The sequence below is a fragment of the Galbibacter sp. genome, from assembly GCF_035306585.1.
In the GTDB taxonomy this organism is placed as follows: Bacteria; Bacteroidota; Bacteroidia; order Flavobacteriales; family Flavobacteriaceae; genus Galbibacter.
This window is the reverse complement of record NZ_DATGNU010000046.1, coordinates 63189-75449: the sequence shown is the minus strand read 5'-3', so window position 1 is coordinate 75449 and position 12261 is coordinate 63189. Positions and strand designations below refer to the sequence as shown.

13 protein-coding genes are annotated in these 12261 nt (G+C 38.5%); 7 read left to right on the top strand and 6 right to left on the bottom strand.

Annotated elements, in window-relative coordinates:
- Window positions 1-2 precede the first annotated feature (2 nt).
- From xylA to xylE, 3 genes are read right to left on the bottom strand one after another with little or no spacing between them, the layout of a single operon-like run.
- Complete coding sequence (gene xylA / locus VKY50_RS05420) at window positions 3-1316, bottom strand: xylose isomerase (protein ID WP_324299652.1); 1314 nt, start codon at window positions 1314-1316, stop codon at window positions 3-5.
- A gap of 42 nt (window positions 1317-1358) precedes the next feature.
- Window positions 1359-2840 carry a xylulokinase gene (locus VKY50_RS05415; protein ID WP_324299650.1) on the bottom strand — a complete coding sequence of 494 codons (1482 nt, stop codon included), beginning with the start codon at window positions 2838-2840 and terminating at the stop codon, window positions 1359-1361.
- A 24-nt stretch (window positions 2841-2864) separates the two neighbouring features.
- Window positions 2865-4496, bottom strand: coding sequence for a D-xylose transporter XylE (xylE, locus tag VKY50_RS05410; RefSeq protein WP_324299648.1), 1632 nt, complete (start codon window positions 4494-4496; stop codon window positions 2865-2867).
- 176 nt (window positions 4497-4672) lie between these two features.
- Here xylE and VKY50_RS05405 point away from each other — a divergent pair, with 176 nt between their 5' ends.
- Genes VKY50_RS05405 through VKY50_RS05390 form a run of 4 tightly spaced genes read left to right on the top strand, consistent with a single transcriptional unit; the run spans window position 4673 to window position 7350 of the window.
- Window positions 4673-5392: an NUDIX hydrolase gene (locus tag VKY50_RS05405; RefSeq protein ID WP_324299646.1), complete on the top strand. Its 720-nt coding sequence runs from the start codon at window positions 4673-4675 to the stop codon at window positions 5390-5392.
- Between the two features lie 59 nt (window positions 5393-5451).
- Entirely contained in the window at window positions 5452-6219 is a 768-nt protein-coding gene (locus VKY50_RS05400) for a Rossmann-like and DUF2520 domain-containing protein (RefSeq protein ID WP_324299645.1), read from the top strand.
- Window positions 6200-6730, top strand: coding sequence for a KdsC family phosphatase (locus tag VKY50_RS05395; RefSeq protein ID WP_324299643.1), 531 nt, complete (start codon window positions 6200-6202; stop codon window positions 6728-6730). Before VKY50_RS05400 ends, VKY50_RS05395 begins: the two co-directional genes overlap by 20 nt.
- A 17-nt stretch (window positions 6731-6747) precedes the next feature.
- Window positions 6748-7350 (top strand): Maf-like protein, encoded by a 603-nt coding sequence (locus VKY50_RS05390; RefSeq protein ID WP_324299641.1) that lies wholly within the window; start codon window positions 6748-6750, stop codon window positions 7348-7350.
- A gap of 14 nt (window positions 7351-7364) precedes the next feature.
- Here the strand turns inward: VKY50_RS05390 and VKY50_RS05385 are convergent, their stop codons facing one another.
- Together VKY50_RS05385 and VKY50_RS05380 are read right to left on the bottom strand one after the other, a co-directional pair.
- On the bottom strand, window positions 7365-8888 hold the full coding sequence (locus tag VKY50_RS05385) for an AsmA family protein (protein WP_324299639.1): 1524 nt from the start codon (window positions 8886-8888) through the stop codon (window positions 7365-7367).
- Between the two features lie 171 nt (window positions 8889-9059).
- The gene (locus VKY50_RS05380; RefSeq protein ID WP_324299637.1) at window positions 9060-9470 is read right to left on the bottom strand and encodes a DoxX family protein; all 411 of its coding nucleotides are present in this window, start codon (window positions 9468-9470) and stop codon (window positions 9060-9062) included.
- Between the two features lie 346 nt (window positions 9471-9816).
- Here VKY50_RS05380 and VKY50_RS05375 point away from each other — a divergent pair, with 346 nt between their 5' ends.
- A complete protein-coding gene (locus VKY50_RS05375) occupies window positions 9817-10356 on the top strand; it encodes a mechanosensitive ion channel family protein (protein WP_324299634.1) in 540 nt (179 codons plus the stop codon).
- Between the two features lie 22 nt (window positions 10357-10378).
- Complete coding sequence (locus VKY50_RS05370; protein ID WP_324299632.1) at window positions 10379-11065, top strand: SIR2 family NAD-dependent protein deacylase; 687 nt, start codon at window positions 10379-10381, stop codon at window positions 11063-11065.
- On the opposite strand, the gene VKY50_RS05365 is transcribed toward VKY50_RS05370, so the two are convergent.
- On the bottom strand, window positions 11034-11507 hold the full coding sequence (locus tag VKY50_RS05365) for a heme-binding domain-containing protein (RefSeq protein WP_324299630.1): 474 nt from the start codon (window positions 11505-11507) through the stop codon (window positions 11034-11036). The genes VKY50_RS05370 and VKY50_RS05365 overlap by 32 nt on opposite strands.
- Window positions 11508-11615: 108 nt before the next feature.
- Here VKY50_RS05365 and VKY50_RS05360 point away from each other — a divergent pair, with 108 nt between their 5' ends.
- Complete coding sequence (locus VKY50_RS05360) at window positions 11616-12164, top strand: adenylosuccinate lyase (protein WP_324299628.1); 549 nt, start codon at window positions 11616-11618, stop codon at window positions 12162-12164.
- Window positions 12165-12261: the final 97 nt, after the last annotated feature.

Sequence of the window (12261 nt, the reverse complement as noted above, 5' to 3'; positions counted from 1 at the left end):
ATCTAGATAGCGTTGGCAATCAGTTGTTCATACAACTCTTGCTTCCCACTAATTTGAGCTGGCTCGCCATTACTCTTGGCTATAGCACTTAAATCTTCTAAGCTCAATTCTCCTTTCTCAAAACGAGCACCGTTACCTTGATCAAAACTACCGTAACGCTGCTTTCTTAAATCTGTAAAATTGGTTTGTCTTAAAATGTTATCGGCACAGATAAGCCCCCGTGCAAAGGCGTCCATTCCTGAAATATGTGCTATAAATTTATCTTCCAGGTCTGTGGAGTTTCTTCTGACTTTTGCATCAAAATTAACACCACCGCTTCCTAATCCACCGCCTTGTAAGATGACCAACATAGCTTCGGTGATTTCATATAAATTCAATGGGAATTGATCAGTATCCCATCCGTTTTGATAATCTCCACGGTTCGCATCTATACTTCCGAGCATTCCGTTGTCAACTGCAACTTGTAACTCATGTTCAAAGGTATGACCAGCTAAAGTGGCGTGGTTCACCTCCAAATTAAGTTTAAAGTCGTTTTCAAGGCCGTATTTATTAATAAAACCTAAACAAGTAGCCGCATCGTAATCATACTGATGTTTAGTTGGTTCCATTGGTTTAGGTTCAATAAGAAATGTTCCATTAAATCCTTGTTTTCTCCCATAATCTCTAGCGGTACTTAAAAACATGGCCATGTGATCCAATTCACGTTTCATATTGGTGTTTAACAGACTCATATACCCTTCTCTTCCACCCCAGAATACGTAATTCTCTCCACCAAGAGCAATAGTAGCATCCATGGCAATTTTTACCTGAGCACCGGCATATGCAACTACGTCGAAATTAGGGTTGGTAGCAGCACCATTCATGTATCTTGGATTACTAAATAAATTGGAAGTTCCCCATAGCAATTTAATCCCTGAATCCTGTTGTTTTTCTTTCGCATACTCCACTAAAGCCTCAATACGCTTTTCAAATTCGGCCAGTGTAGGCGCCTCATCTACCACATCCACATCATGGAAACAGTAATATGGTGTCCCTAGTTTGGTCATAAATTCAAAAGCCGCGTCCATTTTAGCTTTCGCTCGGTCGATTGGATCCTGGTATTGATCCCAAGCAAACACCTCAGTAGGTGCGCCAAAAGGATCTCCGCCTTTATTATTAAAGGTATGCCAGTAGGCTGTAGCAAACCTTAAATGCTCCTTTAAGGTTTTTCCACCCACAACACGGTTCTCATCATACCATTTAAAAGCGAGCGGATTTTTGCTTTCCTTTCCTTCAAATTTTATTTTCTCTACATTTTTAAAATATGTTGCACTCATAGTTAATGGTTTTATATGCTGTTTAAAAAGTTTTATCGTATGTTATATATTATTTTTCCAATTTTGGTAAATCTCTTTATAGGTCTGAACTAATTCTGGGTCAGGATCAAATCGCTCCAAACAAACCAATCCTTGAAAAGTCTCCTCAACGCTCCTATAATATCCTAATCCATAGGCAGCTCCTCTAGCTGCTCCTTCAGATCCAGAAGTATCATAAAGTTCTAAACTCGTGTTGGTAGTATGAATGAATATCTCTCTAAAGACAGGATTTAAAAAAAGATTTGAATTTCCAGCGCGAACCACTTTACCTTCCACACCAACTTGTCGCATAATTTCAAAGCCGTAATGCATAGCAAACACAATACCCTCACAAGCGGCTCTGACGAAATCAGGAGTTTGGTGAATATTAAAATTCAGATTCTGCACCCCTGAAAAGGCAGGTTTATTATTAAAAATACGTTCTACACCATTACCAAAAGGATAAAAACGTAGCCCCTTACTACCTGGAACACTTTGTTTGGCAAGTTGATTCAAAGCCTCATAATTCAGAGGCTGATCGCGGTCCACAGACAAGAGCTGCCGAATCCATTGGTATAAAATCCCAGAACCATTAATGCACACCATTACGCCATTTCGCTTGTGGTTCTCTTGATTATTGACATGCAAAAAGGTGTTAATACGGTTATCTTTATCGTAATCATCAAGATTACTTAACCCATATATCACGGCCGAAGTCCCAGCTGTTGTAGCAATTTCTCCAGGGTTGGAAACATTAAGTGACCACGCATTATTGGGCTGGTCTCCAGCTCGATAACTCACCATCGCCTCATCAGAGATCCCTAACTCAGCTGCGACACTAGGATCAATTTTAGCTTGTTCTGCGAAGTTTGGAACAACCTCGGGCACCAACTCCGATGAAATCCCCATGGCATCCAATATTTCCGTTGCCAGTCGATTTTCCTTAAAATTCCAAAGAGCCGCCTCTGATAATCCAGAAGAGGACGTTTGTGCTACTCCCGTAAACTTTGTGGCGATAAAATCACCAGGTAACATAAAATATTTAATCTTAGCGTAGATCTCCGGTCGGTTCTCCTGAACCCACTTTAATTTCGAGGCAGTAAAATTACCTGGCGAGCCCAAAATCTGTTCTTGGCATTGCTCGGCTCCTATAGCCTCATAATATTGTTGACCAATTTCTGCCGCTCGGCTATCACACCAAATAATCGATGGACAAAGCGGCTCTAGGTCCTTGTCAACTACAACCAGGCCATGCATCTGATATGCGATCCCAATACCTTTCACCGATAGAAAGTCCACATCAGCGCTTGCCTTTAATTCAGCAATACCTTGCTTTACATAGTCCCACCACTGCTTAGGATCCTGTTCAGCCCAGCCGTGCTTTGGAGCATGAATTTTCATTTCGTGCTTTGGAACAGTTACATCTTGTAACGTTTTATTTGATTCACCATCCAAGAGGGATAGTTTGATAGATGAACTTCCCAAATCAATTCCTAAGAAATACATACTTTATTTATTTCGTTTAAATTTTTAATTTTTGACTGTTGCGACATCCTGTTTTGGATCCCAAATCTGCTCGATTTCCTCCAGTGTTTTTCCTTTGGTTTCTGGAACGAATTTTAATATGAATATTCCAGACAATACAGCCATTATCCCGTATACCCAATAGGCAAATCCATTATGGAAAGTTTCAGTTAAATAGGTGTTGTTATTCATCATTGGGAAAGTCCAGGATACTAATAAATTCGCCAACCATTGAACAGCCACTGCAATAGCCATGGCGCCTTTGATTTTGTTCGGAAAAATTTCAGAAAGAAGCACCCAGGTGACAGGACCCCATGACACTGCAAAAGCAGCGATATAGAGTAACATAAAAAGTAATGCCGCCATACCCGTATCTTGCCAGTATAATACCGTACCTAAACCTATCATACTCACAGCCATGATCGCACTTCCAATTAACATTAAGACTTTACGACCGAACCTATCCACAGTAAATATCGCGACAATGGTAAAGAGCAAATTAATGGCTCCAACAATAATTGTCTGAAGCATAGAGGCATCTGTTTTCATACCCATCCCTTTGAAAATTTCTGGAGCGTAGTACAGCACGACATTAATACCCACAAATTGCTGAAAAACAGATAATAGTAGCCCTATAACAATGATTCCCCATCCATAACTTAGCCATGGTGCTTTTTTAATATTAAAAGATCTTTTAATCTCCGTTAAAATTAACGCGGCTTTCGAAGGGCCATTATATTTGGTAAGGGTTTGAATTGCTGCTTCGTCATGACCTTTAAGGACTTGAAAACGAGGTGTTTTGGGCACAAAAAATAACGAAATTAAAAACAGCGTTGCGGGTATACTTTCCGATAGAAACATATAGCGCCACCCCATAGAATTAATCCATTGATCAGATTGTCCCTTTACAATAAAGTAATTCACAAAGTAAACAATCAGCATCCCACCCACTATGGCAAGTTGGTTACAGGAGACTAATTTTCCTCGAATATTAGCAGGAGCCATCTCAGCGATATATAGCGGCGCCAGCATACTTGCTAGCCCCACTCCTATTCCTCCTACAATTCTATAAACAATAAAGGAGGATAGATCGCCACTTGAAAAAGGATTTAAAAGCTCTGGGTATCCAGATCCCACGGCTGAAATCAAAAATAAGACGGCCGCAATTACTAATCCATTTCTCCTACCCACAGAGTTGGCCACTCGGTCTCCTAGCGAAGCACCAATGATACATCCTACCAAGGCGCTACTGACCATAAAGCCAAGAATAGAATTGGTTAATGTCTCAGAAAGGACCGTTTGTTGCGCAATGAAATTGGTGTATAAGAGCCCGCCCCCTATTACAAAGGTGAAAATTAATAATGCGAAGGAAGTTGAACGTTTAAAGAACCTAAAGAAGAATGCGCCAAACAATCCAAAGACAATCATGCACGAGAGTACTACGATTACTTTGTATTGAACGATTGTGGATTGTGCTAATGCAGGATCCGTGCTTAATTCATCTATAAAAAAACTTCTTAGTGCGCCCACTGCTCCAGAAATAACGGCAGTGTCGTAACCGAATAATAAGCCTCCTAGGCTGGCTACGGCAGTAATGAGATAAACATTACTAGATTTCGTGTTGGTTAGATTATCCATTAATAGTCAATTAAACTATAACTTATAGTATATTTGACTACAATACTAATCATTAATTTTCTTTTATTCAAAAAATATTAAATAAAACTACCGAAACACTAATATTTAACACAAATACCACCACATATAAAGATTTTTTGTATATATGCACTCTAATTTATTCAGTCGATAACAAAATGGTTAAAAAATTTATAGACGAGGAATCCGGAAAAATTGTAGAAAAAAAAGTGATGAATGCCATTACAATTGACTGTGTAATTTTTGGTTTTGATCAGGGAAAATTGGAAGTGTTACTCGTAGAACATGGAACGGGGATAAGCAAGGGGAAATGGGGACTTCCAGGAGGATGGATCAAAGAGGATGAGAGTATTGACAGGGCAGCAAATAGAGTTCTTCGTGAGTTGACAGGTATTGAGGACTTGTATCTCGAACAGCTCAAAGCATTTGGCGACCCTAATCGTTTCCCATTGGGGCGCGTAATCACTATCGGCTACTATGCTTTAATTAAAAAAGCCGACTACGATGTTAAGGCTGGCTTCACCGCATCCGATGCCAAGTGGTATAGGATGGATCAGGTAAATGATCTGATTTATGATCATAACGAAATCCTTTCCTATAGTCTTAAACACCTTAGAAACCGCGTGCGCCAAGCACCTATTGGGTTTAACCTTCTTCCAGAGAAATTCACGCTTTTGCAACTTATGCAACTCTACCAAGAGGTGCTTAATATTGAACTTGACAAACCCAACTTTCGAAGGAAAATCCTTAAAATGAAACTGCTTGTAGATCTAAAAGAAAAAGAAAAAAATGTATCACATAGGGCGGCGAAACTCTATAAATTTGACCCAGAAATCTACAAACAACTCACCGACAAAGGGTTTAACTTTGAGATTTGATTTAAAAATTTGGCATCTACTTCTACAGAATTCTAAGCAACTTTAGTTATTTTAGCGCTATGTTAAAGATTGTTCTCTTAGGCGGTGGAAATGTTGCACATCACCTCTTTGCCCAGTTTTCTAAAAATTCGGAGATCGAACTTGTACAGTGGTATAACCGCAGTATATCCGCTATCCAAAAATTTGAATCTACTACCCTTCTCACAAACCAACTTGCAGACCTAAAACCAGCGGATATTTATATTATAGCCGTGAGTGATTCGGTAATTCGTGAGGTTTCTTCTTCCTTACCTTTTAAGGATCGATTGGTAGTACACACCTCCGGAAACTCGGATATCCAGGTGATCGATTCAAAAAACCGAGCAGGGGTCTTGTATCCATTACAGAGCTTTCGTAAAGAGAAAAAAATTCATTGGAACGATGTACCATTGCTTTTGGAAGCTGAAAATGAAAAAGACCTACAACTAATACAGCGATTGGCAAAAAGCATGACTGACAAGGTTTATCGAATAAACTCTAAACAGCGTAGTAGGATCCATTTAACAGCCGTATTTGTCAATAATTTTGTCAACCACTTATACAGCATTGGCGCAGAGCTAAGTGAGCAAGCGCAAATCCCATTTGAAATCTTTATTCCATTAATAAAACAAACCACTAGATCTTTAGAGAATTCACCGGCTAAAACAACCCAAACAGGTCCAGCAGTGCGTGGCGACAACAGCACTATCGAATCTCATTTGGATCAATTGAAAGATCCCTTATATAAAGACATTTATAAATCAATAACTAGATCTATAATAAAAACCCATGGAGGAGAAAAGTTATAAAGAATACTTAGAAAATATCACCACATTTATCTTTGATGTGGATGGAGTATTAACCGATGGAAGCCTAGTCATCACAACGGAAGGGGAAATGCTTCGAACCATGAATGTGAAAGATGGTTATGCCATTAAAACAGCACTGGATAAGGGCTATAATATCTGTATCATTTCTGGTGGAAGTAACCCTGGGGTGCGAACACGCTTAAAAGGATTAGGGGTGACTGATATCCACTTAGGAGTGGGTGACAAGGTAGCGACTCTGGATGAGTACCTGGACATTTACAATATTAAACCAGAACAGTCGCTTTATATGGGCGATGACATTCCAGATTATCACGTGATGAAAATGGTTGGTATGCCATGTTGCCCAAATGACGCTGTTGCTGAGATCAAAGAAATCTCAAAATACATCTCCCACAAACAAGGTGGAAAAGGATGTGTTCGAGATGTGATTGAACAAGTCCTTAAGGTTCAAGGGAAATGGAAGGACAACTACAATGCACAATATGATTAAAAGCGAATAAGCCATCCATGTTATTACATCAACGTATTAAGAATTACAACATCATTCTTGCCTCGGGCTCTCCTCGAAGACAACAGTTTTTTAAAGACCTGGGGCTAGCGGTAGAGATTCGATTAAAAAAAGTGGTGGAAGAATATCCACCAAGACTGTACAAATTTGAAATCTCTGATTATCTAGCGCAATTAAAAGCGCTACCTCACAAAGATGAGCTCAAAGATCATGACATCCTAATTACTTCTGACACCATTGTATGGCACCAAAATAAAGCCTTAGGAAAACCCAATGATCGCGCAGAGGCTGTTGCCATGCTAAAATCCCTATCAGGGCTAACGCATGAGGTAATCACCTCCGTTTGCTTTAGCACTACAAAAGTGGAGAAAACCTTGAATCACACCACCAAGGTGTATTTTAAAATACTGAGCGATGAAGAAATCAACTATTACGTAGATACTTTTAAACCTTATGATAAAGCAGGTGCTTATGGTATTCAAGAATGGATTGGTCAAATTGGAATTGAAAAAATCGAAGGTTCTTTTTTTAATGTGGTCGGACTACCAGTATATGAGGTGTATCGCACTCTTGAAGAACTCGTAAATCTCAGTAATCCGTAAAAGGCTCCACGCCTTTATTCCTTTTTACCATTACCTGATACGGTCTTTATTAGTCCCTCCTTGACATTTAGCCAGAGTAAGTTGAAAAAGGATTTTTCTCGATCTCGCTCAACTTCATAGGAACCATAACGAAAGCCATCCTCTTCAGTTTGATTTCCATCATTTGTAAAAATACCTACCACCGCTGTGAGTAGCTTATTTACCCCAAGACGATTATTTTTAAGTACCAAAAACTCAAAGTCATCGTATTTCATTTTCATATCCCCTTTAGACCCGAATTCATGCCCGCTAAATGTAAAGTACATCTGGTGAATACTCCCTATTACTTCAGCCTTCATATTGGTTCTTAAAAATGGATTAATTTTAGAGGAATCAAACTGAGCCAAGCTTCCTTTGACCATAAATTCGTTATTAGGCTTCATCGGATCAAATGACCAATTTAGCGTTAGTGGGCCGTCCCCCATCAACTTTGCATCAATAGCTACTTCTACTAATCCGCTACCCCTACTATGGGTATTAAGTATCTGCGAGTGGACCTCTGTAAAAATTAATCGCTCTGGTTTTACATCGGCAGCAACGCGCTCTTGGTAACTAACCTTTCCGTTAAAAACAGCTATTGAATCTATCTTAAGATCAAAATCCAAATCTCGGAGGGTTTGATTATAAAGTTTTTTATGAGTGGTATCATCAGGAAGTAGTTTATCTCGATACACACCTATATCTGGTCCCTCAATGTGCATTTTTGAAAAATGCAACTTCGGACTTTGTGAATCAAGTCCAAAATCTGGTTCCGCAAATCCAATCGAATCAAAGACTATATCGTAATGATCGTGTTCCACGGTAAGTTTTTTGGAAAGCTCCTCTTTGGTATATTTTGATTGAATTGCCAGTTTATTAATGTGCCCTATACTGGTATCGATATGAAGATCCTCCCATTTAATGTATTCAAGTGCGCTGAGATCGTAATATCCTTTTTTGGTGCTCAAACTATAATCCTTCAGGCTAAAAGGGATCACATGCGCTCGTGTTTGTTCATTGTAGGTCACCTCTCTAAGTAGAAGATCTATGTTTTCAATCCTAAGACCACCGCTACCGTTTCCCTGTGACAAGATCTGAAGTTGACCATTTTCAATGTGGCATTTTTCAAAAAAAATACGCTTTAGGGACTGGTTATTCGAACCCTCGGATGAACTATTTTTCTTTTCCTCTAAAGCAATAAAAGGTTTCTCAAGAGATACCTCCGAGATGACAATATCACCGTTTTTTAAAAGGGGTATAAAATGCAATCCAGAAATCTTAATACCCTTTGATTCGAGTTCGAATCCTTCCGAGGAAAGTTTAAGATCCTCTAGAGAAATACTCCCTAAAAAAACATTTGTCCCTAAGTTCCGATAATTTAAAGTGATGTCTTTCGGAGTTTGCTTTTCAAGGAAATCTTTTACCTTAGAGGTGAAAAACAGTTGCGCGATAACCCCAACCACAACTAATAAACATAAGCCCAAAAACAGTACTTTTTGAAGTCTTCTACTTTGTGCCATATAGTTATTTATGTTAAGGAGTATAATTTCTAATCACCAGTTCACCTACAACACCATGTCAATAATATAATTTAATTAACATATCATATGCAGCTGGTAAACAGTCGATAACTCTTTTCAACAAACTTTCCCTTCACCCCCTTCTACCTACATCAATGGGCTCTTAGGAAATTAACGTTTCGAAATAAGATAATCAATGGAATACTTACCTGCTCCAGTTAACAACAGCATCACATAAATGAGTATATAATGCAGTCCCATCTCTTGCTTTACAAATGGATCCTCAGCATGAATAATAAATACCGCTACAAACATTGTTATGATAAGTGGTATCACTGCAAGTCTAGTTGCAAATCCAAAAATAATTAAAATAGAACAACCAATCTCAGCAAATAAGGCTAGCCAAAGGGACACCTGATCACCTAACCCCATAAAATCATAAAACTGAATTGGAGACTGACTTAGCATTGGAATCTTAGATATACCATGTACTAGCATTAAGACTCCAATACCTACTCGTGCAATTAATAATGCTAAATCAACACTAGCAGCACTTCGACTTACACTAAAAATGTTATTCATGTCTTTTTTTTTAATCACCTTTAAACTCCGAAAATTCAACAACAATCAAGTTGCCTTACACAAATATACGAATTCCACTCTTTTGAAATGAGTAAAAATTTCGGCATCATCCATGATGTAAAGCCTTATCCATAGCAATACCCATTTAAAAGTTTCAACACAAACAATTAATCCAAGAAAAAATTCCTTATTATCTTTGATCGTAGTCTCCAGTGACACAAACCCCTTGAAGAACTAATGTAAATATAAATTAAAACTCTGTATGTTGCAGTAATTTAAAGGTTCATTGGGTTAAAAAATGTAAAAGCTAATGTATCTTTGTCAGACACTTATAGGACTTTAATTTATGCTAGAACTATTCCAAGAATATCAAAAACAATTATTACAAACGCTCATCGTTGTTGTCGTTTTTCTTTTAATTCGTTTTCTTATATACAAAGCAATTAAAAGGGTGGGGAAAATGGGTGAATTAGACCCAAATAGAACACGGCTCATCTTTAAGTATTTTAACCTTTTTATCAGCGCTATTGGCATTTTTATCATCAGTATGTTTTGGGGCGTAAACATCGATGATCTCGGGTGGTTTATATCTTCTGCCTTTGCCGTTATAGGGGTGGCTTTCTTTGCTGTTTGGTCTATTTTAAGCAATGTCACCGCTGGAATTATACTTTTCTTTTCATTCCCTTTTAAAATTGGAGACCGTATCCGTATCCAAGACAAGGATTTTCCAACAGAAGGCCTTATTGAGGATATTAGAGCATTTCATATTCATATCCGTAGCGATGAAGGTGAGCTCCTTACCTATCCCAACAATCTTCTACTTCAAAAGGGCGTAGCTCAGATAAGTAAAGCAAAAAAAGACGACGACGGAAAGGATAGTATTTAACACTAATACTAAATAAAAAACAATGAAAAAAATTGCCGTGCTAACTGGAGCAGGGGTCAGTGCAGAAAGTGGTCTTAAAACCTTTCGAGATGCCGATGGTTTATGGGAAGGACATGATGTGATGACAGTAGCTACTCCACAAGGCTGGAAAAACAATACCGAATTAGTACTTGAATTTTACAATCAAAGACGCAGGCAATTACTAGAGGTTAAGCCTAACGCTGCACATCTAGCCCTAGCAAAATTAGAGGAACAATTTTGTGTAGACATTATAACCCAAAATGTAGACGATTTACATGAACGAGCTGGAAGTAGCAGTGTAATTCACCTTCATGGAGAATTATTAAAGGCAAGAAGCACTGTAGACCCTCAGCTTATTTTTCCTTGGACGCAGGACATCAAACTAGGGGATTTATGCAAACACCATCAGCAAATACGCCCTCATATTGTATGGTTTGGTGAAGCGGTCCCTTTACTCGAAGAAGCAGCGGCTATTGTGGGCAGAGCTGACATTGTTATGGTCATTGGAACTTCGATGCAAGTATATCCAGCCGCAGGGTTGGTAGACTACAAAAAGCCAGGTGTACCACTATACTTCATTGACCCTAACCCTAGTATCACCGAACACGCCATTACCGATTTAAAAATTATAGCAGAGAAGGCTACTGTGGGGGTGCCTATTGCGGTAGATCTACTGTCTGATAATTAAGCTGTAGCAATGCAGCCCAATCCGTAATCGCTTTAATTTCTTCCTGGGTTAAATTAGCATCTTTATGTAGCCATCGATATGATTTTAGCGGCATCCACCCTTGGTTTACAGCTTCTGTAATCTCCTCTAACTTATGTATTTTTTCCTTTGCGGAATAATGTTCCCATTTGGAAAAATCCAAATGCCGTTTACCTTCCTTTATATGGGAATCAAACCAATAGGACACTGGTTCTATTCCAGTATACCAAGGGTAGCGAGTCGAATTAGAATGACAGTCATAACAGGCATTTGTCAAGGTAGCCTCTATAATCTTTGGAGGACTAGTGGCTAAAATGATATCTGTGGGCGGTGTTGTATCGGCCTTATTAAGTTCTGGCGGAAAAAATTGCATGACAACAAGTGCAGTGAATATCACAAAGAGAATATTTTTAAATGCCCTCATATTTTTCTATTTTTAATAAATGTAAAAAACTTCAAGGACACCACATAAGTGAACACCGTATATTTTTATAAATCACAGCGATCCTCTATACTCCCTATGGCAATAATTATGGAATTTAAATCGCAAATTCAATCTTTAAAGGCCTACAAAGCGCACCGACAACAATTAGCAGATCAAGTTCTTAACAATCAAGCGATATTTCCAATTTTAATGGACTATAGCCTTAGTAATGATGCACGACTTGGCAAGCCAGCCTGTTGGGTATTAGAGTATGTATGCATCGCAAAGCTTTCATGGATACATCCATATTTAAAGCATTTTATAGATCAGCTTCCTTTTATTGAAAATAAATCATCCAAACGTTGCTGTGCAAAAATCTGCATGCTCCTTTGCCAGCGTTATTTCCTTGATTCTGATAAAAGCACCATAGAAGCCCTTGATAAGACCGATCTAGCATCACTGGTGGAGATAAATTTTGACTGGCTGATGAATGATGAAAAAGTTGCCACCAAAGCCTATGCTATGGAGACATTACATTTACTGGGTATAGTGTTCATTTGGGTGCACCCTGAACTCAAAGCTATCCTTCAAAAGGGAATTCCCAACCATACCATGGCCTATAAAGCACGTGCTATGCATATTCTTAACAAAATTTGAGTTTAAGTTTTTCACAAATAAGTTGACCCTTTACTCTTATAAGATTAAATTTGTGCTTTTAATTTAAATCCCAGTGGGATCTTAACTAGAATCACTG

Bases quoted from the DNA above. Each gene is read 5' to 3' on its own strand.
- xylA (WP_324299652.1), bottom strand. From the start codon at position 1,316: ATGAGTGCAACATATTTTAAAAATGTAGAGAAAATAAAATTTGAAGGA.
- VKY50_RS05415 (WP_324299650.1), bottom strand. From the start codon at position 2,840: ATGTATTTCTTAGGAATTGATTTGGGAAGTTCATCTATCAAACTATCC.
- xylE (WP_324299648.1), bottom strand. From the start codon at position 4,496: ATGGATAATCTAACCAACACGAAATCTAGTAATGTTTATCTCATTACT.
- VKY50_RS05405 (WP_324299646.1), top strand. From the start codon at position 4,673: ATGGTTAAAAAATTTATAGACGAGGAATCCGGAAAAATTGTAGAAAAA.
- VKY50_RS05400 (WP_324299645.1), top strand. From the start codon at position 5,452: ATGTTAAAGATTGTTCTCTTAGGCGGTGGAAATGTTGCACATCACCTC.
- VKY50_RS05395 (WP_324299643.1), top strand. From the start codon at position 6,200: ATGGAGGAGAAAAGTTATAAAGAATACTTAGAAAATATCACCACATTT.
- VKY50_RS05390 (WP_324299641.1), top strand. From the start codon at position 6,748: ATGTTATTACATCAACGTATTAAGAATTACAACATCATTCTTGCCTCG.
- VKY50_RS05385 (WP_324299639.1), bottom strand. From the start codon at position 8,888: ATGGCACAAAGTAGAAGACTTCAAAAAGTACTGTTTTTGGGCTTATGT.
- VKY50_RS05380 (WP_324299637.1), bottom strand. From the start codon at position 9,470: ATGAATAACATTTTTAGTGTAAGTCGAAGTGCTGCTAGTGTTGATTTA.
- VKY50_RS05375 (WP_324299634.1), top strand. From the start codon at position 9,817: ATGCTAGAACTATTCCAAGAATATCAAAAACAATTATTACAAACGCTC.
- VKY50_RS05370 (WP_324299632.1), top strand. From the start codon at position 10,379: ATGAAAAAAATTGCCGTGCTAACTGGAGCAGGGGTCAGTGCAGAAAGT.
- VKY50_RS05365 (WP_324299630.1), bottom strand. From the start codon at position 11,507: ATGAGGGCATTTAAAAATATTCTCTTTGTGATATTCACTGCACTTGTT.
- VKY50_RS05360 (WP_324299628.1), top strand. From the start codon at position 11,616: ATGGAATTTAAATCGCAAATTCAATCTTTAAAGGCCTACAAAGCGCAC.